This is a genomic window from Paenibacillus sp. EZ-K15, from assembly GCF_002573715.1.
Taxonomy (GTDB): Bacteria; Bacillota; Bacilli; order Paenibacillales; family Paenibacillaceae; genus Paenibacillus_AQ.
The window spans coordinates 200,808-224,135 of record NZ_PDHM01000012.1 but is presented as its reverse complement, the minus strand read 5'-3'; the positions used below and the strand labels follow the sequence as shown (position 1 = coordinate 224,135).

Below are 23,328 nucleotides of genomic sequence, written 5' to 3'. Positions count from 1 at the left end.
TCACCGGCTCTCTCCTCCCTTCGGATGTCCAAGCATATCCCAAACCTGATCTTTACCCGGTTTACCCAGCAGCTGATATTCGCTGCCCTCAATTGCGTCGTCGAACTGGCATACAGGCCGGAAGGAACAATACGTGCAGGCGGTCTCCTGCTGAATCCGGTATGGCACAATCGCGACATCGCCCCCCGTAATTCTGGAGCCGATATTCAGCATGTTCTCCCGCACGGCGGACAACAAGGTCTCCCACTGGTCAGGTGTTGCCACGGCTGCGCTGCTGTAGAAGCTGCCGTCCGTTTTGACGGCGACAGGCAGAATGGCCGAGTGCCCTTTTTCAAGGAACGAATCCATGAGGGAAACCGCTTCGCGGTCTGCCAGCAGCAAGCCTTTCATTTTGTAACGTTTGAGCAGCTCCTCTGCCGCCTGCTCCGGCGTCATGCCGTTTGCAGATTGCAAGATTGGATCATGAACGTGGAAATACAAGGTTCCCGCAGGCAAAGCCTGTTCACCGAGCCAGTCCTCCGCAAACGTCAGCAACACGTCCAGATAGGTCAGCATCTGCAGGGATAACCCGTAATAGACCTCATGCAATCGCAGATCCTTCTGGCTGGATTTATAATCGATGACCCGAAGCATGATCCCATGCTCTCCGCGTGCCATGTCGACCCGGTCAATGCGCCCGACAATCTCCATCTTGACCCCGTTCGGCAATTCAAACGTCAGGGGCGGCAGCGGCTTCCCTGGACCGAAATCAAGCTCAAGGCCGATCGGCTCGAATTTGCCGCGCCTTGCTTGTTCACCCAAAATCACGGATGCTCTGCCCACGATATTTTTCAGCTTGCGCGAAATATATCCGTATCGCTTGGAGCTAAGCAGGATTTCACCCTGCAGCATGGGAGCAAGCCGATCGACGGTCGCTTCCGCCTCGCGCAAGCATTCCTCCGCGGTCAGGTCTCCCCAGCTTCGATGCTGGGATTGAAACTTCACGGCCATGCTGCTCAAGGCAGCATGAAATAGCTGCCCGATGTCAGGAGCCTGAAGACGGTACAGCTGCCGTTCTCTCAGCTTCAACCCATGGGAGGCAAAATGGGAAAACGGGCACGCAACAAAGCGCTCCATCCGAGATACGCTTGTTCGCAGCTTCGTTCCATACAACTGCCTGCTCGTTTCCTGCTTAAGTGGCCGGGCTTCATTCCGGTAAGACAAGGACGAGAGCATCGAAGAAAGACGCGACCTTAAATCCGGCCGTTCCGCGTACCAATTGTACACATGCCACCAAATGTTCGGGATCTCCTCTCCATTCCTCCAGTCCCGTAGCCGACCCGTCAAGTAAGCCAACGTCTTATCAGGACGTGACGCATAATGCTCCTGCTCGCAGGCCGATTGCCCGGCATGCGGTCTTGGAAACAAAGGCACCTCTTCCATCTGAAACATCAGCTTCAAATGGCGGATGACCTCGGATGGCAGTAACGTCTTGCCTTCATCGTCTGCCGCAGGATAGCTGACCCACAGCTGCTTGCTGGCGGAAGTCAGAGCATTATAAATCAGGAACCGTTCATCCAGCAGTCTTCGGGATATGCTTGGAGCAAGCTCCAGTCCGCGGTCTTCGAGCTGAACACGCTCCGGTTCTGTCAGGATCCCATCGTCCTGAAACTGGGCTGGGAGAACACCATCGTTAATGCCGAGCAGAAAAGCATATTTCACCCCGCCCGTCCGTGTCCGATCCATGCTGCCGATCAGCACTTGATCCAGAGACGGAGGCACCAGAGCCATTTTCATCTCCGTAAGTCCCGTACCCAGCACGCCCGTGAACAATTCGGTACTCAACTTCTCCGCACCCATCATCTCCACAATCTGGTCGAGCAGGTCAAGCACAGCCCCCCATACCTGGCGATGCTCCCTCGCTTCCTCAGGACGCCCGGCATCCAGAGCAGCGCGGCTTAACAGCTCCAGCTTTTCGGGAACAGCGGTTTCCTCCAGAAGCCGATAGACTGCGGTGCTCTGATCCATTGCACTCGTTGCCTTTTTCATCCGCTTCTCAAACGCATGCAGCGGCTCCGTAATCACCTTTCTGGCATACTCAATCGCCTGCAAACCATCCGGATTGCGCACCTCACTCTCTCCATCCTCTAATGAGAGGCTTGGAATTCCCTTCCACGGGCGGCCATCCGTCCAGCGCGAGCCCTGGATTCCGGAAGCCAGCACGTGGTTCTCCAGACGATCCATGTCCTCACGGGTAAGCGAACCGTCCAGCGGCAGCAGCAGATCCGTCTTCACGCAGCGGAATACGTCCTCATAACGCCAGCGGCGTCCAATGACATCAAGAGCAGATCGGATAAATTCGACCAGCGGATGGTGCAGCTCGCTCCGCTTCTGATCCAGAAAATAAGGAACACCGTGTTCCTTGAATAAAGGACCTATCAGGTGCTCATATTCTCCCATATTCCGGACAAACACGGCCATTTCCCGGTATCGTGCTCCTTCTTCCCGGGCGAGACGCACCATTTCACGTAAAGCTCCTTCGATTTCAGCCCGGCGGTGACTGGCAGCATGCAGAAGAAGACCTGTCCTGCTGCCGTCCGGATTGCTCACTGTATTTCCATCTCGGGCAGCTTCCGTCCAACGTTTCTTCCGATCATAACCGCGCTCGAGGTGGGCAAGCAAAGGGGATTCTTGAAACCGTGGAAGAACATCGGGTTGCAGAATACGATGCTCCATATCCAACCCCATCTCATCGGCAATGCCTTTAAGCTTTATGTACGTCACTGCGGTAGGATGAAAGAGATCCAGCTCATGCGGAACATTGCCGTTCATATAAGGCTTGTCCAGTGTCAACGCAATCGTTACATGGTTGGCATGGGCCATAATTTCCCGGAGCGCCCGGTACTCCTGCGGCGTAAAACCATGGAAACCATCGATCCAAATGTCGGCGCGCTTGATATAGTCCGATTGGGTCACGCCCGCTGCTAATGAGGCAAGCGTATCTTCCTCATCCATGTAGAACCGTGAAATCTCATGCTCAAAATCACGAAAGACCGTTACGATGTCCTCCAGCTTGCGCCGAAGCATCGGTGGATTCCCGGAGCCAGATATCATCTGTCCCAGCTGCTCCTCTACGCAGGATGCGTCAATGCAATAGCGCTTCATTTCCGTATACAGCTCGCTCAGCTTACCGACAAAACCATGCTGCTCTCCCGAAGCACCGAACAATTGGAGCTCTTCTTTGCGCCTCCGCAAAATTTTGTACAGCAGCATGCGCCTGCCTTCTTCACTGATCACCACCTTTGCGGCCCCGCCGCTTTCCTGCATGACGCGGTAAGCCAGACGACGGAAACTAAGCACTTGCGCGCGCATTATCCCGCGAATGCCTCCCGCATTAACGAGTGCATGCTCTGCTTCATAGGACCCTTGTTCGGGAACGATCAGTATCATCGGATTCCCCTTGGGATCTTGCTCCAATCGCTCGATCATCTCTTGGCGGATCGACGTGCTCTTGCCGCTGCCCGACCTGCCGATAACAAATTGAATGCTCATGCTATGCCCCCTTTACATCGTCTTTCGAAAGGGACTCCTTCACCTTCAAAACAAGCTGCTCTTCCGGTGAAATCATGCCCTTGAATCTATTAGAGGTTGTTCAAAAAGTCCGCTTTTGATCACGAAGCGAATCAGGAAGCAGCTCGGCATCGAATCTTGAATTCAGCCGGGCCTTCCGGTGCTCACGTACCCAAATCGTACGCTCCGCTCCTGACGTCCCTAGCTTCATCCAACCCTCTCGGTGCTGAAAATCGACCTTTTTGAACACGCACTATTCGCCATATGTATCAAAATTCATGTGAAATCCACGTTTTGGGTCGTTGTCTATCAAAAAAGATGTTGATTACTAGTATAGCATAAGTATCGTTTGATGGAACATACGTTTGGATTTCATTCCCATTCCAAAATATTGCGGACATGCAAAAAAGGACCCTGCCATCGTGGTTTACCCACCATGGCAAGATCCTTCGCATCAACCGCTATAGCTGCGGCAGTTTAAAGCTTTGATTTGCTGCGCACTTCAAACACGGCAAATTTCAAATAATGCCCCTCGTCGACCCCGAGAATTTGCGGGTGATCCTTGCCAGCCGCACGCCATTCCACGAGTCTTAGAATTTTGCCGGCATCTTTTGCAGCATCCTGAATCGTCTCCAGGAACAAATCCGGCCGCATATGGTACGAGCAGCTTGCCGTAACCAAATAACCGCCCTCATTCACCAGTTTCATTCCATGAAGGTTGATGTCCTTATATCCCCGGCAAGCTCCCTTGACAGCAGACCTGGTTTTGGCAAACGCCGGCGGGTCCAGAATGACCACATCCCAGGAACGTCCACCTCCCGCGGTGAGCGGTTTGGAGGTATCCACTTTCTGATCCCCTTGCGCACGCTGCTCACGTTCTTCCAAGCCTTTTACCTGGTTGCGCAAATATTGGAAGGCATCGTCCACTACAAACTCCACGCGATCCTGGAATCCGTTCAATACCACATTCTCTTTGGCGCTTTCAATGGCATGCTCCGATATGTCAAGACAGGTTACTTTCTTGGCGCCATAAAGGCACGCGTGCAGCGTGAAACTGCCCGTATGCGAAAAGCATTCCAGCACCGTAGCACCGTCCCAATAGGGAAACGTGACTTCTTTTCCGCTTTTGTTCACCGGCAAGGACTTCATCTCACCGTCCCGTTCCACAGTCTGGAGCGTGATCCCGCTGCGGTCTCCCCAACCCTTCATTAACGGTTTAATGGATGCCCGGTTCTCGCGCTGATCAAAGAAATATCCCGTCTTCTGGCCTTCTTCAATATCCACCTTGATCTTCAAACCGTTCTCCGTCACCGTTACGTGGCGAGGACACTCCCCGTAGAGAATACCCGTGCGCTGTTCCAGCCCTTCCAGTTCCCGGATGGATACATCGCTTCGTTCATAGATTCCTTTCGGCTGGACCACTTCGACAAGCGCGTTCACGATGTCCTCACGGCAGCGATCCATGCCCAGCGTCAGCAGCTGGATAACCAGTACGTCATCAAAACGGTCCACAATCAGCCCTGGCAGAAAATCCGCCTCGCCATAAACCAGCCGGTAGGCGTTCTCATCTCCGATAAACCGTTCCCGATGTTTCAGGCATTCCTGAAACCTGGCGGCGAAAAAGGCCTTGTCCATCGTCTCAACCGGCTCATACGAAACGGTGCGTACGGTGATTTGAGATTGCGGGTTGTAATAACCGGAGGCGAGAAAACGGCCTTGATGGGTTAATACCGATACGATATCACCCGGCTTGGGTTCCCCTTCGACAGAGGCAATCTCGCTTTTATAAACCCAGGGATGCCCCTGCTCCAGTCTCTTTTTTCGACTGCGCTCCAAAATTACCGATGGCACTGTATTTCACTCCTTAAGTTATCCCCTGGCCATTTCAATAGGCATGCATGTCCACCAAGGGTCATATACGTAATTAAGAAAAAAAGTCTTTCGACGGACTCTCTCAGTAGCGGATGCTTCATATCCTTCACTTTATTTCACTAAAAATGCGTGTTCAAAAAGGTCGGTTTTCAGCACCGAGAAGGCCCGGCTGAATTCAAGATTCGATGCTGAGTGACTTCCTGATTTACTTCGTGTTAGATATAGAATTTATTCGTTATCAGCAGAGCTGATGAAATTCTATATCGCAAGAAAACCTACCTTTGAATCGCGGTCGCTCATCCTTGATTGCCTCGATTGGTTTTCTTATCAAAAGAGAGCTTTTTGAACAACCTCTAAAAGGAGAACATCATGCTATCCTCACTCTGGTTTCCCATCTGTTACGGTCTTGTCCTGTTCCTGTTCGGCATGAAGGTCATGGAGGTTGCGCTCCAACGCTGGGCCGGTCCGCTGTTGCATAAGTGGCTCCATAAAGCGACATCCACGCCCCTTAAAGGTATGATCGCCAGCACAGCGGTCACGGCCCTGCTGCAAAGCAGTACCGCCGTTACCGTGCTGGCAATAGGTTTCGCTAATGCCGGATTGTTAAGCCTCGCCGGTACCTTGGGCGTTATTCTCGGCACGAACATCGGCACAACGGTAACCACCGAGCTCATCAGCCTGCAGATCGGACAAGCCGCCATGCCTCTGCTTGTCCTCTCGCTCATGCTATGGATCGGGGCCGTAATCGTCAGCGAGCGCGTGCCTCCGAGTTACGACAAGGTAAAAAACAATTTGATCCGCAGTCAGTTTTTATGCCTCGCTGTCGCCGGATTCTCGCTGGTGCTGCTTGCTATACAATTCATGCAGTCTATCGGCCCGACCCTTCAAAGCCTCGGTTTGTTCCAATGGTTCCTGGACCACGCTTCGCGGAGCGTCCTCTGGGGTATAGCAGCCGGAACGATATTGACTGCTCTGATGCACAGCAGCGCAGCTGTCATCGCTATGGCTATGGGGCTTGCAGCCAGCGGTGCGCTGCCTCCGGAGATCGGCGTTGCCATCGTTCTGGGCTCCAATGTCGGCACCTGCGCAACAGCACTTATAGCAGCGATTGGCAGCACCCGAGCAGGGCGATTCGTGGCCTGGTCCCATATGGGGCTGAATATCGGCGGAGTTCTGCTCTTTACTCCGTTCATCTCGGGCTTAACCACCGTATCCGGATGGTTAGCGGCGGATCCGGCCGGACAAATCGCCCATGCGCAAACCTTATTTAATATCGTATGCTCGCTTATTGCGCTTCCACTATGCTATCTGCCCTTCTGGAACAAGCGGGCACAGACCTAAAGTTTCATATCTTCATCCGCAGGAATGCTAACCTCAAGCAGCATTAGAGCTTTACGCAGGATGATATCATTGTTGTTATATCCGTTGCTGCGCTGCTTCCTCCATGCGGCCAAAGGCTCAAACCAGTCTACGCCGTTAATTTCCTCGATTTGGGGTTTTAAGCTACCTTTTTCTGCTTTAACCAGATAGTAATGGACTTCCTTGTCCACCTGGCCGAATTCGGGATGATGGTATTTATATGCAATAATGTCCACTGGAGAGGTGATGGATCCGACTATACCTGTCTCCTCGCAAATTTCTCGAAGTGCAGTCTGCTCGACGGTTTCACCGGCTTCCATCTTGCCCTTGGGAAGCGAGGTTTTTCCATAACGGTCCAAAATAAGCTGGATCTGAAGCGCCCCTTCATGATGACGGTATACCACGCCGCCTGCGGAAATCTGTGTATATGCCATGTCCTATTCCTCCTTCATGTACAACAAGGATTCCACTTCCGGTAGCCAGGAAATGAAATCCTTGTCTGGTATGGCCGCTATTGGAATTACTGGGCAGCTGCCTTTAGTCCATGATCTATGACGCTGAGGAGTTCGCCCTCGCATTCATTTACACCGGCTTTGGTTACTTTCACGCGGCACAGTTTGCCTTCGAGATCAGGCGATCCGTTGAATACAAGCTGCAGATAATTATCGCTATAACCCTGCATCTTTCCGCCATTAGGAGCACCCTTGTACTCACGCTCCGGTATCACTTCCAGAATCTGACCTACAAAACGTTCAGCATAAGCAAGCTGCAGCTGCTCCGACAAGTCAATCAAATCATGCACACGTGCATTCTTCACTTCCTCGTCCACCTGATCCTCCATCCGTGCTGCCGGCGTGCCGGTACGCTTCGAATACGGGAATACATGCATCTCGGAGAACTGAATTGCCTTCATCAGGTCATAGCCGTTACGGAACATCTCATCGGTTTCGCCAGGGAAGCCAACGATAACGTCCGTCGTAATGCCCACATCGGGCATGGCTTGACGAATCAAGCCCATCTTGTTATAGAACTCTTCGGTTGTATATTTACGGCGCATCCGTTTCAGTACCGTATCATCCCCCGCTTGCAGCGGTATATGAAGATGGCGGCACATTTTACTGGAGCGATTCAACACATCCAGCATCTTCTCATCGATCTGGCTTGCTTCGATGGAGCTGATGCGGATCCGTTCCAAACCGTCTACCCGGTCAAGATCCCACAGCAAATCGGACAATCTGTAATCTTCAAGATCATCTCCGTATCCGCCTGTGTGAATACCGGTCAGCACGATTTCCTTATAACCCGCTCCAACCAGCTGATGCGCCTGCTTGATGATGCTCTTCGGATCACGGCTGCGTGACAAACCGCGGGACCATGGGATAATGCAGAACGTACAGAAGTTGTTGCATCCGTCCTGAATTTTTAGAAATGCGCGAGTGCGTTCCGCAAAATCCGGAACATCCATTTCCTCAAATACCCGGGTCTTCATGATATTGCGAACTGCATTAATCGGCTGACGCGTCTTTTCAATATCATGGATGAAATCCATGATTTTATCGCGATCCTGGTTCCCGATCACAAGATCCACGCCCGGAATATCCAGAATTTCTGCAGGCGAGGTTTGCGCGTAACAGCCCGTTACAGCCACAATGGCCTCGGGATTGCGACGAACCGCGCGTCTGATCATCTGACGGCTCTTCTTGTCCCCTGTATTGGTAACGTGACAGGTGTTAATCAAATAAACATCTGCGGTTTGTTCGAAGTCCACCTGGTCGTAGCCTTCATTTTTGAAGTATTGCCAGATGGCCTCGGTATCGTAAAAATTGACTTTGCAACCCAACGTATAAAACGCTACGGATGGCATGTTCAAACGCCCCCCATTTCTCCAGATTCATATAGTGCGCAGGCAAGCGCCGTCATGCCGGCAGTCTCGCAGCGAAGGATCCGCTTTCCAAGCCCAACGGATACGGCTCCTGCATCTTCGGCCGCTCGGCATTCCTCTTCCGTAAAACCGCCCTCGGGTCCAACGACCAGCAGCAAGCTGGCCTTCTCGGCCGAATTCGGCAGCGCCTGCTCTACAAAAGGCTTCAGTACGTCCCTTAGCTGGGAGCCATGCTCTTTTTCATAACAAAAATATACGGCATCGTAGCCTGAAAATGCTGCAAGCAGATTTTTCCACGACAGAGGCTGTTCAACAGACGGTATCCGGTTACGATGCGCCTGTTCAGCCGCCTCCTTCGCAATCTTGCGCCAGCGTTCCAGCCGTTTTCCTTCCTTCTTGGCATCGTACTGAACAATCGTTCTGTCCGATAGGAAGGGCACAAAGGACACCGCGCCAATCTCGGTGCACTTTTGGATGACGGTCTCCATCTTATCGCCTTTCGGCAAGCTCTGAGCGATGCTCACTTGCAGACGCGGTTCCTGCGTCATCTCCATGGGTTCAATCACAACGGCAATGACACTGGCCGCTTCGATGCTCTCAATCTCCACCATGGCTTCGCGGGATTCCCCATCGCTTACAATCAATTTATCACCAAGTCTGCCTCGCATGACCTTGGTAATATGACGGGCGTCATCGCCCGTAATCTCAACACGGTCTCCCTCGAATTGTGCGGGAGTGACAAAATATCGCTGCATCTTTATCCTCACCTAACTCCAAAATCGCCAATCCCCATCATACAACTTTTCGTGCAAACTGACCAGAGAAATCCGCGCCATTATCCCCCGAACATCTTAATGAACAGATTCAAAAAGTCGATGGATAATGCATGCGCTGCATCATATAATGGCTTAATCGTATATCTCTGAAAGGTTGGCAGCAATATGATCAACAGGAAAATAAGTATCGACCACTGCTCGAACTTCTGAATCCTCGCACTGACGCGCGGAGGAAGCACATTCTCAAGAATCCGGTAGCCGTCAAGCGGTGGCAACGGAATTAGATTAAAGAGGAACAGAAAGAAATTGAGCAGTATAAAGGTATTGAAAAACAAATGTATCGCTTGATCTGTTTTGGTAACGCCGATCGGCTCGATCACACCGAACTGATAGAGTCCCGCATAAATCAGCGTTCCAAGTATACCTAACATAAGATTACTCAGCGGACCAACCGCCGCCACAATGATGCTCATTCGGCGGGGGTTGCTAAAGTTCTCGCGATTGATCGGTACCGGCCGTGCCCAGCCGAAACCCGCTATCAGCAAGAGAATAATCCCCAGAAAATCAAAATGCACCGCCGGATTCAGCGTGACCCTTCCCAGAAGCTTGGCCGTTGGGTCTCCGAATTTATTCGCAAAATAAGCATGCGAGAACTCATGCACGGTAAAGGCAATGATTAAAGCAATCAAATAAAATGGAAGTTGTTCCAGCGGATAGAATAACAGTCGATCCAAAAAATCCATAATCAGTTCTTCCTCGCCACGAAGGCAACCCAATCATCCTCGCGGCAGATGTCGGCAATTTCGAAACCGGAGGCAATCAGCGCCTTCTCCACGATCTCTTCTTTGTTCTTGTAAATGCCCGAGGCGATATAAGCGCCTCCCGGCTTGAGAGCCTGGTATACATCGTCGACAAACAACAGGATGACCTCAGCCAAAATGTTAGCCACTACAACTTGTACCGGCAGCATCACGCCCAGATCCGATTGATCGGACGAATGGGTGAGTACCGAGAGCAGATCGCTTTCCTTCACCGTAATCCGATCTTCCAAGCCGTTAAGACGGGTATTCTCTATTGCACTGGATACGGCAACCGGATCCAGATCAAGAGCCAGTATCCGTGAAGCTCCCAGATGCGCTGCGCCGATGGAAAGAATACCTGAGCCTGTCCCGACATCTATGACTTCCTCTCCGCCTTTGATCACCATCTCCAGCGTGCGCAAGCATAACGAAGTTGTCGGATGCGTTCCTGTGCCGAATGCCATGCCCGGGTCCAGCTCAATAATCGATTCTTGATCGGATTCCGGCGTGTACTCTTCCCAAGTCGGCTTGATCGTTAACCGCTCGGACACGCGGATCGGTTTGAAATACTGCTTCCAGGCCGTTGCCCATTCATTCTCATCAACCGTCTTCATCTCATACCTGACTTCGCCTGTATCAATCCCAAATTCCTTCAGTTCATTCACGCGTGGCGCAATCTCATCACGGATCGCTTCTAAGGTAACCGTCTCATCAAAATAACCTTTGATAACGGCTTGACCTTCAGGAATATCGTTAAACGGAACGATCTCATCAAACCACTGTCCAAGGGATGTGTCCCGCTTCTTGTTCGTCGTACCGGATTCTTCAATCGAAACGCCTCCGGCTCCCGCTTCATGCAGGAAATTCGTAATCATCTCCACGGCTTCCTCCGTGGTATGTATCGTTAATTCATGCCATAACATGTGCTACTGTTCCTCCTCATTCATACATAAATATTATTGTACTATATAGAGGACCCCGGATACAAAGTTTGTACTAAAATACCATGATGACTTTTCTTGCAAGTCGTTCGAATACGAAAAACGTTATCAACGTACTCTCTCCAGAAGACTGACCACATACGGCAGAAATTTTTCTTGCGAAATAAGAACGATAAGCCTCCGAAGTTTATACTTTCTTATGTCTTCAAAAAAAGTCCTGCTTACCACCTCCGTAACAAGAAAGGTAAGAGGACTCTTTCATCACTTGATAAACATAATGATTAATCTACATTTTTACTGGTTTCATCGAGAATTTTCTTCAATTGGCGTTCATCCGCTGCCTCGCTTCTGCGCAGCGCCTCCACATCATCGTGGTCGGCTTCCATAGCCGAAAACTCGACATCCTCCGCCTTAGCGGATTGAAGCGCAATCATCTTTTCGGTTTTGCTCGAGATTTTCCCTTTTTTTACGCGTCTCATCATGGGTGCTATTCTCCTTTCCGTATAAACGATCAGAGCTGTGCCTATAACCTCAAATCATGCCGCCGGATTCTTCGATTAACCGCATGGCTTGCGGGAATACGCCTTCGTCCAATACCACCGTCAGCAAAATATCCCGGCCCTCGGTTCCGTCCTGCCCGCCGCTACTCATCCCGCTGGCTGATGGGTCCGCCGCCCCCAGGATTCCGGCCCCCGGCCCCGAAATATCCGCATTTAAGGTCAGCGTTGTTAAGCTTGTAATATTGCCTGTCAACGGATTCATCGGATTGTTAAGCTCCCCGCCGGGATCCGCGCTAAACCGATCGATGGACATATCGGCAACGCGCAGCGACTGCAATTTACGAGCTGCATGCTGGGCTTCTTCCGGACTTTTGAAATACGCCAAAATATTTTTCTCTGCCACTTCATTTCACCTGCATTTCCTATTCAAGATTGCATCTTCCAAAGATGGAGCTTCCCTAGGTTGCTTCATCATTAAGTGTTTTATTCTTGAGAAACGGGCCTGTTTAAGCTGGCAGACACTCCAGCAGCTCCCAGAAACAAAAAAACAGCAGGCCAAAGGTTGATCACCTTTAGCCTACTGCTGTTCTTTATGCTATGAGGGGAGTTTAGCCCCATAAGTTTGTATTAGTCACCGCGGAATGCTTTTTTTACACGGTCAAAGAAAGACTGTTCCTGTTCATGGGTTTGTTCGCCATCAAGTGAAGCAAACTGTCTGAGCAGCTCTTTCTGTTCATCACTCAGCTTGCTTGGCGTAACGACCACAACCTTGACGTGCTGGTCACCCTGTCCCATGCCGCGGAGTCGAGGCACTCCTTTGCCTTTCAGGCGGAAGAAGGTACCCGTCTGCGTGCCGGCCGGGATCTTCAGCTTCACTCTCTCCGTCAACGTCGGGATTTCAATCTCGTCGCCAAGCGCAGCCTGAGCAAAGGTAAGCGGCACTTCGCAATAAATGTCGTCCCCTTCCCGTTCGAAGAAGTCATGCGGCTTCACGCGGATTACGATATACAAGTCACCGGCCGGGCCGCCGCGGAAGCCGCCTTCGCCTTCACCTGTCATACGAAGTTGAGCTCCGTCGTCCACACCCGCAGGCACGCGAACATGAATCTTGCGCTGCTTCTTCACTTTACCGTTGCCGTTACAGGTTGAGCAGCGGTCTTTGATAATCTTCCCTGTTCCGTTACAGTTCGAACAAGCGCGACGGTTTACCATCCGTCCAAACGGCGTATTCTGCACGACTTCTTGCTGCCCACTGCCGTTACATACCGAACATGTATGCGGCTGCGTGCCCGGTTTCGCCCCGGAACCGTGACAGGTATCACATGTCTCCGTTCTCGGAATGGTAATATCCGTTTCTTTACCGAATACCGCTTCCTTAAATTCAACTGTCATCGTGTATTGCAGATCGTTCCCCCGCTGAGGCGCATTCGGATCACGGCGTCCATTACCGCCAAAGAACATATCAAATATATCTCCAAAACCGCCGAAATCACCGGAGAAACCGCCTCCGCCCATGCCTTGGTTCGGATCGATATGTCCGTACTGGTCATAAGTCGAACGTTTCTGACCATCGCTCAATACGTCGTAAGCCTCTTTCACTTCCTTGAATTTGGCTTCCGCGTCAGCCGCTTTGTTCACGTCCGGATGATATTGGCGAGCCATTTTACGGTACGCCTTCTTGATCTCATCGTCCGATGCATCCTTGCCGACACCGAGCACCTCATAATAATCACGCTTATCAGCCACGGTTTCACCCCAATCTCTTTATTACTCTTTTACATAAGGAAAGCCAAAGTGCGAAGATGCGCAGCTTTGACCTTCCCATACAATCTATTCAGATTAACCTTTGTTTTTATCTTCGTCAACAACCTCGTAATCTGCATCTACGACATTGTCTTTATTAGCCGCACCGGAGTCGGCACCTTCAGCACCCTGCTGCTCTTGTGCTGCTTGCTCATACAGCTTCACGGACAGCTGCTGTACGATTTGAGTCAGCTCCTCTACCGAAGCGTTAATCTCTTCGAGGTTATCGGATTCAAGGGCCTTCTTCACTTTGTCTTTTGCTTCGTTCGCTTTTTCCACTTCGGAAGCATCAACTTTGTCGCCCAGATCCTTGAGTGTTTTCTCGGTTGTGTATACGAGTTGGTCCGCATTGTTGCGAGCCTCTACCAGCTCTTTGCGTTTACGGTCTTCTTCGGCATGAAGCTCGGCGTCCTTCATCATTTGTTCAACTTCAGCGTCGCTCAAGCCGCTGGAGGACGTGATTGTGATCTTCTGACTCTTGCCTGTACCTTTATCTGTCGCCGAAACGTTTACGATCCCGTTCGCATCGATATCGAAGGTAACTTCGATTTGCGGTACGCCACGTGGTGCTGGAGGAATATCTCCAAGCATGAAGCGTCCCAGCGTTTTGTTGCCGGCAGCCATTTCGCGCTCACCTTGCAGCACGTGAATTTCAACGCTCGGCTGGTTATCGGCATACGTGGAGAATACTTGGGATTTGCTTGTTGGAATCGTGGTGTTACGGTCGATCATTTTGGTGAATACACCGCCTGCTGTCTCGATACCGAGGGACAACGGAGTTACGTCGAGCAATACGACGTCTTTAACGTCACCTGTCAATACGCCGGCTTGAACAGCTGCACCAAGCGCAACCACTTCGTCAGGATTTACGCCTTTATGAGGCTCTTTGCCTGTCAATTTCTTAATCGCTTCCTGTACGGCAGGAATACGAGTGGAACCACCGACAAGAACGATTTTATGAATATCGTTAGCTGTCAAACCTGCATCGCTAAGCGCTTGACGAGTCGGTCCAAGCGTACGCTCTACAAGAGAAGCAGACAATTCTTCGAATTTAGCACGAGTCAAGTTGAGCTCAAGATGCTGAGGCACGCCGTCAGCAACGGTGATGAACGGCAAAGAAATCGTGGTAGTCAGTACGCCGGACAATTCCTTTTTCGCTTTTTCCGCAGCATCTTTCAGACGTTGAACCGCTGCTTTGTCTTTGCTCAAATCAATGCCTTGCTCTTTTTTGAATTCGGCTACCATATAGTCAATGATGACCTGGTCAAAATCGTCACCGCCGAGTTTGTTATCACCGCTGGTTGCTTTTACTTCGAAGAAGCCATCGCCGAGTTCCAGAATGGAAACGTCGAATGTACCGCCGCCCAGGTCATATACCAGAATGGTCTGGTCTTCGGATTTCTCCATACCGTATGCCAAAGCTGCTGCTGTCGGCTCGTTTACGATACGCAGAACCTCAAGACCCGCGATTTTACCGGCATCCTTGGTCGCTTGACGCTGGCTGTCATTAAAGTATGCAGGAACCGTAATAACCGCCTGGGTTACAGGTTGGCCCAGGTAAGCTTCCGCATCGGATTTCAGCTTTTGCAGAATGATGGCGGAGATTTCTTGCGGCGTATAATCTTTGCCGTCGATGGATTCTTTATGATTCGTACCCATATGACGCTTGATGGAGATAATGGTACGATCCGGGTTTGTGATCGCTTGACGTTTTGCTGTATCCCCAACGACACGCTCGCCGTCTTTCTTAAATCCGACAACGGATGGGGTCGTACGGGCGCCCTCCGGATTCGGGATAACTACTGCTTCCCCACCCTCCATTACGGCTACGCAGGAGTTGGTTGTTCCTAAGTCGATACCAATAACTTTGCTCATGTAAAATTTTCCTCCTTATTCATTCACACGAATCCTCGCATGATCTTCATCAATTTTTATATGATAAACGACTATCGAAAGTCGCTTACATGCTCACTTTAACCATCGCAGGTCTCAATACTTTGTCTTTTAGCATATACCCCTTCTGCACTTCCTCAACCACGATGCCTTCCTCGTATTCATCGCTCTCCACCTGCATGATCGCTTGGTGATACTCCGGATTAAACGGCTCGCCTACGCTCTTCATCGCCGTTAAACCTTCGGTAGCGAGAACAGATTCCAACTGGCGGAAGATCATGTTAACTCCCTTGGAGAAGGATTCAAACTCCGGGTTTTCCTCGGATGCCTGAAGCGCACGCTCAAAGTTATCGATGACAGGCAGAAGCTCTGTAATCAGTTTGGAAGAAGCGTATTTGCCCAGATCTTCTTTCTCCTTCTGTGTACGACGACGGAAGTTATCGAAATCCGCTTGTACTCGCAGGGTACGCTGCTGGTGCTCCAGCACCTCGGCCTGAAGTTTCTCAAGCTCAGCTGAACCTGCTTCATCCGCCGAATCCGTTACAGGAATCTCCTGTTCGGGATTTACGGCTTCCTCCGCAGACCCACTCTCACCCGAGTTTGGCGTGTTCTCCAAAGTTTCTTCCATCGTTTCTTCTGTAACTGTATCTTGAACGGCATCCTTATGCTCATTATTCAAGACGCCTTCACCTCCTTCATATTCTAAAACAGACTGTCTGTGATTCTTTTTATCCCGTAAGGGTTATTCGCCTATTTCTTTCATCTTGATGACGTGATGAATCCGCAGCACGGCTGCAGCAACTTCGCCGGCTGCCCGCAGGCCATGAAGTTTGACCGGAGCCGGATCCAGCACGCCCAGCTCCTCGTAATCAACAACCCGGCCGCTGTCGCAATCAATGCCCATGCAATCAGAGTCTGCACGGATTTGCGCAGCACGCACTTCTTCCATTTTCTCGAGCGGATTGTAACCGGCATTGAGAAGTATCTGCGACATCGGCTTGCGCAGCGCGGCCGAAACGGCTTCCATACCGAAGGCTTCCATGCCTTTCTGAGCCTCCCGGATCCGTTCCAATTCGTAGGACACCGCGAGTTCGCTTGTCCCGCCGCCTGGAAGTACCCCGCCGGAAACGGCCGCCTGCAGCGCCGAGGCCGCATCTCCCGCAATTCTGGCCGCCTCGCCTACGACTTCCGAAGTGCTTGCCCCAACAATGACCGTCACAATACGGTCCCGGTCCTGGCTGCCGCAGGCCAGCCGGATTTTCTCAATACCTTCATCGTAAGCGACACGCGGGGTATCACCCAGAAGGGCTGCAAGCTCCTTCGAGTCTTTATGTAACGCCTTCCGGCGTATGGGAGTAGCTCCCGTCATGTCGCTTACCCGGCGCAAATCCGCACGTGACACGCGCGGCACAACCATCATGCCGTGATCCAGGCAAAACTGCTCTGCATCCGGATGGATGCCTTTTTCAAGCAGGATGAGTTTTACGGACAGTTCGGACAATCTCTCCAAATCTGAAGCGAACACTTTTCGGAGGTCCATATATTGGGCAAATCCCGCTTCGGTTGTGAGCGCCTCTTCATCGATCTCATCTGGTTCCAGGGAATCAAAGAGCACCAACACTTTTGCATCGTCATACGACCTGGACTCCCGGGCGAAGATCGGCCGCTGTCTGAGCAGAACCCCCTCGAACACTTCATTCTCGGCATTCTCCAGAGCAATTATACTGTCTGCGAGCGAGTAGGAAGGATCCTGAAGACGGGTGATTCCGGCTTTCCGCGCGGCTTGCATAATCAGCTCCACGATATCCTTCCGTTCACGCCCAGCAACGTACACCGTCCGTTCCAGAAGCGGATCGTCCAGTCCGTCAATCAGCCGAACCCGCTTTGTTAAGAGCTGCATCGACTTCTCGATCCCCTGACGCAGCCCCTCCACCACCTTGGAAGCAGGTACCCCGCGGGTTATGCGGGAAACCCCTTCCTGCACGAGTGCGCCTGCAAGCACGGTAGCCGTTGTGGTTCCGTCGCCGATTTTCTCCTGCTGCGCTCTTGCCACCTGAATGAGAAGGCGCGCTGCCGGGTGGGTGACATCCATTTTATCCAGAATCGTCACCCCATCATTGGTAATAACCACTTCGCCGCGGGGACCCACCAGCATCACGTCGAGCCCCTTGGGACCAAGCGTGCCTTCAACAGCGGACGTGACGGCCCGGACGGCATTACTGTTGTTCAATAGCGTAGAATAACGTTCATCTCCGTCCACTTGGCTATGTTGTCCTTGGCTCATCTGTCTCACTCCTTTATTTGTACCAGTGTGACAGCAGCTTCGTCAGGTCATGGGATAACACATTCAAGATGCCGATCACCCGTGCATATTCCATTCTTGTAGGACCGAGAATACCAATCGAACCGAGCGCTTTTCCGTCTATTGAATACGTCGCTGTGATCAAACTGCAATTGGAAATCGCCTCATGCGTATTCTCCGTACCGATCTTCACTTGGACACCATGCTCACCGGGAGCGGGAGCCATGAGTTTCAACAGTGCGGGTGTCTGCTCCAGAAGCTCGAAGATTTCCCTTACCTTATCAACATCCTTGAACTCCGGCTGATTCAGCATGTGGGTCGTACCGCTGAGATATACGCCGCGATGGTCAGGTTCATTGTTAAGGGCGATATCCAGCATACTCATGAGATCTTCATAATGTGAAATATGCCGCTGCATTTCCTCGCCAATCTCCGTATACAAACGGGTCTTGAGTTTATATAGAGGCACATTGACCAGCTTCTTGTTCAGAAGATTTACCACTTGCTCCAGATCCGAAACGGACACACCCTGCGGAATCGAAACAATTTTGTTCTCGACTTGCCCTGTGCTGGTGACGATGATGGCTACCGCTTGATCCTCATGGAGAGGAAGAAGCTGGAAATGACGCAAAGACGTATGAAAAACTTCCGGTCCCAGCAGGATGGAAGTGTAATTAGTCATCTGAGACAGAATGCCCGCTGTATGCTGTATCATCTGCTCCATCACGTTCAGCTTTTCTGCAAAAAAGGATTTCATCATATGCAGTTCCGCAGGGTTCAAGGAAAACGACGACGTGAGATGATCAACATAATAACGATATCCTTTATGTGACGGAATTCGTCCAGCTGATGTATGAGGCTGCTCCAGAAATCCGAGTTCCTCCAGATCAGCCATCTCGTTACGAATGGTTGCCGGACTGTATCCGACATCCCCGCGTTTGGAAATGCTTCTCGAACCAACCGGTTCGGCAGAACGGATATAGTCATCCACAATGGCATTCAAAATCATGCGTTGACGATCTGTTAACATGTCGCTCCCCTCCTTGCTGACTGCTTATTTTCTCTTTCGTTAGCACTCATCGTCATCGAGTGCTAACCGATATAACAAAAATACCAAACCGACCTGAGGATTGTCAAGTCAGTTCAGTACTTTAAGAACAGCTATTTCGTCACAAGCATGCTGCTTCTTGCAGTGAACGCAGTCGGTCCACACCTTCTCCGGAAAAATCTCCTTCTCCACAACAGCAAAGCCGTTTTTGATGAAAAAGGATACTTCATACGTCAAGGCCATCACTTTCGGAAGCTCACGGCGTTTCGCTTCCTCTAGAAGGGAATCCACGAGCATGGAGCCGATCCCTTGCCCTTTATAACCATCTGAGATGCCGAGTGAACGAATCTCCACCAAATCATTTCCCAGCTGACACAAGGAACCGCAGCCGATCACGTTCCCTTCGGATTCGGCCACAACGAATTCCCCGATTTGTTTCTCCAGCACTTTTTTGGACCGGGGCAGCATAATCCCCTTTTCCGCATATCCCTGAATCATCTGATACAGCGGCTCGACATCTTCTAACTTCGCCTTTCTGCATACCGCCGACATGGTTGTCCGTCTCCCCTTTACACGCTCCGTCATGTTATGAATAAATATACAACAGAGCGCATATAAGTTCAATAGATTAATTTGCCGTCAAACTGCCTATAAATTCAGCGAACACATCGTTGCCGAACAGAATGCCTTTACTGCTCAGTTTATATCCGTCCTCCGTAGAATCAAGAAGTCCCGCACTCACCATTTTATTCAGCGGCCCGGCGAATACTTCTTCCATGGAAGTTCCGAATTGCTGCCGGAACCGGCTGCGCGAAACGCCATCCAGCACGCGGAGCCCGACCATGAGGAAATCCTCCATCGCTTCTTCCCTTGATATCTCAAAGCTTTCCAATCGCGGAAGTCCTTGATTCGCTGCTTCATTATATGGGTTGACGCCTTTGATGTTCACATGGCGCTGACGACCGACGTATCCGTGCGCTCCTGCACCCAAGCCATAATAATCCTCATTGCGCCAATACGTCATATTATGCCGACTCTCAAAGCCGGGTTTGGCAAAATTACTGATCTCATACTGTTTATATCCGGCTGCCTTCATCCGCTCCATTAATAGAAGATACATATTCAGCTCATCCTCCTCATCCGGAAGCGGCAGCTGGTTTCGCTGGTACATCGTATGGAACAGCGTATTTTCTTCAACCTTTAAGCTGTAGATTGAATAATGCGGAAGTCCAAGCTCTAGCGCCTTATCCACGCTTTCCGCAAGCATGTCCAGCGTTTGGTTCGGAAGTCCGAACATCAAATCGATGGACATGTTATCAAAGCCTGCGGTTCTGGCGTTCTCAAGACTTCGATACACATCATCCGTATCGTGAATCCGGCCGATGCCGGTCAACAAGCTGTTCTGGAAAGCCTGCACCCCGAAGCTGATCCGGTTCACGCCGCCTTCGCGCATGACGGACAGTTTCTCCAAATCCGTGGTGCCGGGATTCGCTTCCATCGAAAATTCAATACGATCGGACCATTCCGGAAAATGGCGCTTTACGCTTTGCAAGAAGTATTCCATTTCATTTGGCTTCAGCACCGTAGGGGTCCCGCCGCCTACAAAAATGCTTTTGATTCGTCCCGGCGAGTTGGCCTGAACGGTTAGCTCCATCTCCTTATCCAGCGCGTGCAGATAATCCATCACCGGCTGATCCTTCAACACATAGGAATTGAAGTCGCAGTAAAAACATTTATTGGTACAAAACGGAATGTGAATGTACACTGCTTCCGTCCGTTGATCGTTTGCCGTCATTCTTTTCTTGCCCCCTCATGTACACCTCTGGCATGACTTACTTAAAGTGCGAGTTCAAAAAGTCAGGTTTTCAGCACCGAAGCTTATGCTTCCGATGTGCGTTTTTTCAAAACGCTTTAGTTGGATGAAGCTAGGGACTGAGGAGCGGAGCTGAACGTTTTCATGAGAAAACGGCTTCGGAAGCATAAGCTTGCAAAACCTACGTGAGCACCGGAAGGCCCGGCTGAATTCAATATTCGATGTCGATTAAGCTTCATGTGCTGCTTCGTGATCAAAAGATGACTTTTTGAACAACCTCTTTAAGTAACTTCTCGAAAGTTCCTTCTCTACTATAACGCTATGCCTCTTGGAATGAAAGAAAGGAAAGCCGAGAATCGGCTTTCCCATCATTTACTAAGGCTGTACACGTAGGACCAGTCCAGCCCAATAACTCGTGGGCCTGCCATTCCTATGCAAAATTACTTGTCGTCAATTTTCAATACCGCCATGAAAGCTTCCTGCGGCACTTCAACGCTGCCGACTTGTTTCATCCGTTTCTTACCTTCCTTCTGCTTCTCAAGGAGTTTCCGTTTACGGGAGATGTCACCGCCGTAACACTTGGCAAGAACGTTTTTACGCATCGCTTTAACCGTTTCACGGGCCACAACCTTGGTACCAACGGAAGCTTGAATCGGCACTTCGAACATTTGACGAGGAATCAGCTCGCGCAGCTTCTCGCAAATCAACCGTCCGCGGTGATAGGCACGGTCCTTGTGCACGATAAAGGACAAGGCATCCACTTGCTCGGCATTAAGCAAAATATCCATTTTGACCAGGTTGGATCGACGGTACCCGGATAGCTCATAATCGAATGAAGCATATCCTTTGGTGCTCGATTTCAACTGGTCGAAGAAATCATACACGATTTCCGACAACGGAATTTCATAGGTAATGGTGACGCGCGTTGTGTCCAGGTATTCCATATTTACGAATTCGCCTCGTTTATTTTGGCAGAGTTCCATGATCGCTCCAACATAATCGTTCGGAACGATAATGCCTGCTTTAACATAAGGCTCTTCAACATAATCGACCTTGCCGACCTCAGGATAATGAGACGGGTTATCGATCTGGATCTGCTCCCCGTTTGTCAGCGTAATGCGGTAAATAACGCTCGGCGCCGTTGTAATCAGCGGTATATTAAACTCGCGTTCAATCCGCTCCTGGATGACATCCATGTGCAGCAGGCCCAGGAATCCGCAACGGAAACCGAATCCGAGCGCGCTGGATGTCTCTGGCTCAAAACTGAGCGATGCATCATTAAGCTGCAGCTTCTCGAGCGCTTCGCGCAGGTCATTGTAGTCTGACGTCTCGATTGGATACAGACCACAGAATACCATCGGGTTGATTTTGCGGTAACCCGGAAGCGGCTCGGCCGTCGGACGCTTGGCATCCGTTACCGTATCACCGACCTGCGTATCGCCAACACTCTTCATGCCAGCCACGATGAAACCGACATCGCCGACGTTAAGCTCGTCCACGATGGACATGCGCGGCTTAAACGCTCCCACCTCAATGACCTCGAAGGTTTTGCCGGTAGCCATCATCTTGATCTTGGAACCGGCTTTGATACTTCCGTCTAGAACGCGCACATATACGATGACACCTTTGTAAGGATCATAATGGGAGTCGAAAATCAGCGCTTTCAGGGGTGCTTCCGAATCGCCTGTTGGCGCAGGTACTTTCTGAACCACCTGCTCCAGAATTTCCTTGATTCCGATACCCGCCTTGGCGGAAGCTAATACGGCATCGCTGGCATCCAGTCCGATGACATCCTCAACTTCCTGCTTCACCCGCTCGGGATCGGCGCTTGGCAGGTCAATTTTGTTAATGACAGGCAGAATTTCAAGATTGTTATCCAGTGCCAAATATACGTTGGCCAACGTCTGCGCTTCAATTCCCTGTGCAGCATCAACGACGAGCAGCGCGCCTTCACAAGCAGCCAGGCTTCGAGATACCTCATACGTAAAGTCGACGTGCCCTGGAGTATCAATCAGGTTCAATATATACTCCTCGCCGTCATCGGCTTTGTAATTCAGGCGAACCGCCTGCAGCTTGATGGTAATCCCGCGCTCTCTCTCCAGATCCATCTGATCCAGTACCTGCTCTTGCATTTCACGCGAAGTTAATGCACCCGTAAATTCCAATATACGGTCAGCAAGCGTCGATTTCCCATGGTCTATATGTGCAATGATACAGAAATTACGAATTTTTTGTTGTCTTGCTTGTACGTCTGTCATGCCTAACCCCCAACAACCACCAGATGTTTGAATCAACTTATTATACCAGTTGAGGGGATGCACAGCAATGCTGAGAATAAAGGTGAATTTATTCCGCGATCGATCCGAACATCGACACGACCCAGCGTATGCTTTTGTCAGACAGCTGCTGGAGCAGTCCTGCCGTCTTGTCGGCAAGGACATCGGCAGGCGGTTGCGAGCGTTCGGGAAGCAGGATGTCGCTAGGCGTAGGCTCATATTCAGGTAGTGTCTTACGAGCATCTTGTTCTAGAACAGCGGACTCTGATAAGGGGGGGGTCTTGCGTGTCCCTCCCCATCCATTCCCTTGGGCAGCTCCGCCTTGCGGATTCTGAGCATGGTCTTGCTGAACAGTTTGCACGGCGCCTGTACCATCCGTCGATACGGGCGCCTTTGCCCCGCCAAGCTGCATGCCGACCAATATGCCGATGCCTGTCCATATGATAAGAGCCACAAACCGTTTTCCCATTCTTGACATCACTGAGTCCCTCCCTGATTTACCCGTTCACGCTTG

General features: G+C 50.9%; 20 protein-coding genes. 1 reads left to right on the top strand and 19 read right to left on the bottom strand.

All coding sequences use genetic code 11. The annotated features are described in order from the left end of the window. The 3 genes from addB to CRG97_RS09050 all read right to left on the bottom strand — a co-directional run bounded on the left by addB (position 1) and on the right by CRG97_RS09050 (position 5,400). Entirely contained in the window at positions 1-3,531 is a 3,531-nt protein-coding gene (gene addB, locus CRG97_RS09055; RefSeq protein ID WP_098742708.1) for a helicase-exonuclease AddAB subunit AddB, read from the bottom strand. Positions 3,532-3,631: 100 nt separating this feature from the next. After that, entirely contained in the window at positions 3,632-3,760 is a 129-nt protein-coding gene (locus CRG97_RS33990) for a hypothetical protein (protein ID WP_272914357.1), read from the bottom strand. Positions 3,761-4,026: 266 nt separating this feature from the next. Then, on the bottom strand, positions 4,027-5,400 hold the full coding sequence (locus tag CRG97_RS09050; RefSeq protein WP_098742707.1) for a class I SAM-dependent rRNA methyltransferase: 1,374 nt from the start codon (positions 5,398-5,400) through the stop codon (positions 4,027-4,029). Between the two features lie 390 nt (positions 5,401-5,790). On the opposite strand from CRG97_RS09050, the gene CRG97_RS09045 reads away from it, so the two are divergent. Then, positions 5,791-6,762: a Na/Pi cotransporter family protein gene (locus tag CRG97_RS09045; RefSeq protein WP_098742706.1), complete on the top strand. Its 972-nt coding sequence runs from the start codon at positions 5,791-5,793 to the stop codon at positions 6,760-6,762. Here CRG97_RS09045 and CRG97_RS09040 read toward each other — a convergent pair. The 16 genes from CRG97_RS09040 to CRG97_RS08965 all read right to left on the bottom strand — a co-directional run bounded on the left by CRG97_RS09040 (position 6,759) and on the right by CRG97_RS08965 (position 23,292). Continuing rightward, on the bottom strand, positions 6,759-7,214 hold the full coding sequence (locus CRG97_RS09040; protein WP_098742705.1) for an NUDIX hydrolase: 456 nt from the start codon (positions 7,212-7,214) through the stop codon (positions 6,759-6,761). The two genes, CRG97_RS09045 and CRG97_RS09040, sit on opposite strands and share 4 nt — an antisense overlap. Before the next feature lie 86 nt (positions 7,215-7,300). Continuing rightward, entirely contained in the window at positions 7,301-8,644 is a 1,344-nt protein-coding gene (gene mtaB / locus CRG97_RS09035; RefSeq protein WP_098742704.1) for a tRNA (N(6)-L-threonylcarbamoyladenosine(37)-C(2))-methylthiotransferase MtaB, read from the bottom strand. Positions 8,645-8,646: 2 nt separating this feature from the next. Beyond that, entirely contained in the window at positions 8,647-9,417 is a 771-nt protein-coding gene (locus CRG97_RS09030) for a 16S rRNA (uracil(1498)-N(3))-methyltransferase (protein WP_098742703.1), read from the bottom strand. An 80-nt stretch (positions 9,418-9,497) separates the two neighbouring features. Beyond that, a complete protein-coding gene (locus CRG97_RS09025; RefSeq protein WP_076320576.1) occupies positions 9,498-10,181 on the bottom strand; it encodes a site-2 protease family protein in 684 nt (227 codons plus the stop codon). 2 nt (positions 10,182-10,183) lie between these two features. Next, positions 10,184-11,161 carry a 50S ribosomal protein L11 methyltransferase gene (gene prmA / locus CRG97_RS09020; RefSeq protein ID WP_098742702.1) on the bottom strand — a complete coding sequence of 326 codons (978 nt, stop codon included), beginning with the start codon at positions 11,159-11,161 and terminating at the stop codon, positions 10,184-10,186. 299 nt (positions 11,162-11,460) lie between these two features. After that, a complete protein-coding gene (locus CRG97_RS09015) occupies positions 11,461-11,661 on the bottom strand; it encodes a YfhD family protein (RefSeq protein ID WP_009590798.1) in 201 nt (66 codons plus the stop codon). Between the two features lie 49 nt (positions 11,662-11,710). Then, positions 11,711-12,082, bottom strand: a complete 372-nt coding sequence (locus tag CRG97_RS09010; protein WP_098742701.1) for a hypothetical protein — start codon at positions 12,080-12,082, stop codon at positions 11,711-11,713. 224 nt (positions 12,083-12,306) lie between these two features. Then, a complete protein-coding gene (gene dnaJ, locus CRG97_RS09005; RefSeq protein ID WP_098742700.1) occupies positions 12,307-13,425 on the bottom strand; it encodes a molecular chaperone DnaJ in 1,119 nt (372 codons plus the stop codon). Positions 13,426-13,518: 93 nt separating this feature from the next. Further along, complete coding sequence (gene dnaK, locus CRG97_RS09000) at positions 13,519-15,357, bottom strand: molecular chaperone DnaK (protein ID WP_076320572.1); 1,839 nt, start codon at positions 15,355-15,357, stop codon at positions 13,519-13,521. A gap of 85 nt (positions 15,358-15,442) precedes the next feature. Continuing rightward, a complete protein-coding gene (grpE, locus tag CRG97_RS08995) occupies positions 15,443-16,054 on the bottom strand; it encodes a nucleotide exchange factor GrpE (RefSeq protein WP_098742699.1) in 612 nt (203 codons plus the stop codon). 63 nt (positions 16,055-16,117) lie between these two features. Then, positions 16,118-17,659 carry a TCP-1/cpn60 chaperonin family protein gene (locus CRG97_RS08990; RefSeq protein ID WP_098742698.1) on the bottom strand — a complete coding sequence of 514 codons (1,542 nt, stop codon included), beginning with the start codon at positions 17,657-17,659 and terminating at the stop codon, positions 16,118-16,120. A gap of 13 nt (positions 17,660-17,672) precedes the next feature. Beyond that, positions 17,673-18,707 carry a heat-inducible transcriptional repressor HrcA gene (gene hrcA / locus CRG97_RS08985; protein ID WP_071222916.1) on the bottom strand — a complete coding sequence of 345 codons (1,035 nt, stop codon included), beginning with the start codon at positions 18,705-18,707 and terminating at the stop codon, positions 17,673-17,675. 108 nt (positions 18,708-18,815) lie between these two features. Then, positions 18,816-19,277, bottom strand: a complete 462-nt coding sequence (locus tag CRG97_RS08980; protein WP_098742697.1) for an N-acetyltransferase — start codon at positions 19,275-19,277, stop codon at positions 18,816-18,818. A gap of 76 nt (positions 19,278-19,353) precedes the next feature. After that, positions 19,354-20,520: a radical SAM family heme chaperone HemW gene (hemW, locus tag CRG97_RS08975; protein WP_098742696.1), complete on the bottom strand. Its 1,167-nt coding sequence runs from the start codon at positions 20,518-20,520 to the stop codon at positions 19,354-19,356. Between the two features lie 458 nt (positions 20,521-20,978). Further along, positions 20,979-22,796 (bottom strand): translation elongation factor 4, encoded by a 1,818-nt coding sequence (lepA, locus tag CRG97_RS08970; RefSeq protein WP_076320566.1) that lies wholly within the window; start codon positions 22,794-22,796, stop codon positions 20,979-20,981. 88 nt (positions 22,797-22,884) lie between these two features. After that, complete coding sequence (locus tag CRG97_RS08965; RefSeq protein WP_379415744.1) at positions 22,885-23,292, bottom strand: hypothetical protein; 408 nt, start codon at positions 23,290-23,292, stop codon at positions 22,885-22,887. Between the last annotated feature and the right edge of the window lie 36 nt (positions 23,293-23,328).

Excerpts from the sequence above, each read along its gene's own strand:
- CRG97_RS08990 (WP_098742698.1), bottom strand. The coding sequence starts at position 17,659 with ATGAGCCAAGGACAACATAGCCAAGTGGACGGAGATGAACGTTATTCT.
- CRG97_RS09040 (WP_098742705.1), bottom strand. The coding sequence starts at position 7,214 with ATGGCATATACACAGATTTCCGCAGGCGGCGTGGTATACCGTCATCAT.
- prmA (WP_098742702.1), bottom strand. The coding sequence starts at position 11,161 with ATGTTATGGCATGAATTAACGATACATACCACGGAGGAAGCCGTGGAG.
- CRG97_RS33990 (WP_272914357.1), bottom strand. The coding sequence starts at position 3,760 with ATGAAGCTAGGGACGTCAGGAGCGGAGCGTACGATTTGGGTACGTGAG.
- dnaK (WP_076320572.1), bottom strand. The coding sequence starts at position 15,357 with ATGAGCAAAGTTATTGGTATCGACTTAGGAACAACCAACTCCTGCGTA.
- lepA (WP_076320566.1), bottom strand. The coding sequence starts at position 22,796 with ATGACAGACGTACAAGCAAGACAACAAAAAATTCGTAATTTCTGTATC.
- CRG97_RS09015 (WP_009590798.1), bottom strand. The coding sequence starts at position 11,661 with ATGATGAGACGCGTAAAAAAAGGGAAAATCTCGAGCAAAACCGAAAAG.
- CRG97_RS09045 (WP_098742706.1), top strand. The coding sequence starts at position 5,791 with ATGCTATCCTCACTCTGGTTTCCCATCTGTTACGGTCTTGTCCTGTTC.
- hemW (WP_098742696.1), bottom strand. The coding sequence starts at position 20,520 with ATGACGGCAAACGATCAACGGACGGAAGCAGTGTACATTCACATTCCG.
- CRG97_RS09025 (WP_076320576.1), bottom strand. The coding sequence starts at position 10,181 with ATGGATTTTTTGGATCGACTGTTATTCTATCCGCTGGAACAACTTCCA.
- CRG97_RS09030 (WP_098742703.1), bottom strand. The coding sequence starts at position 9,417 with ATGCAGCGATATTTTGTCACTCCCGCACAATTCGAGGGAGACCGTGTT.
- addB (WP_098742708.1), bottom strand. The coding sequence starts at position 3,531 with ATGAGCATTCAATTTGTTATCGGCAGGTCGGGCAGCGGCAAGAGCACG.
- hrcA (WP_071222916.1), bottom strand. The coding sequence starts at position 18,707 with ATGTTAACAGATCGTCAACGCATGATTTTGAATGCCATTGTGGATGAC.
- mtaB (WP_098742704.1), bottom strand. The coding sequence starts at position 8,644 with ATGCCATCCGTAGCGTTTTATACGTTGGGTTGCAAAGTCAATTTTTAC.
- CRG97_RS08965 (WP_379415744.1), bottom strand. The coding sequence starts at position 23,292 with ATGTCAAGAATGGGAAAACGGTTTGTGGCTCTTATCATATGGACAGGC.
- CRG97_RS08980 (WP_098742697.1), bottom strand. The coding sequence starts at position 19,277 with ATGTCGGCGGTATGCAGAAAGGCGAAGTTAGAAGATGTCGAGCCGCTG.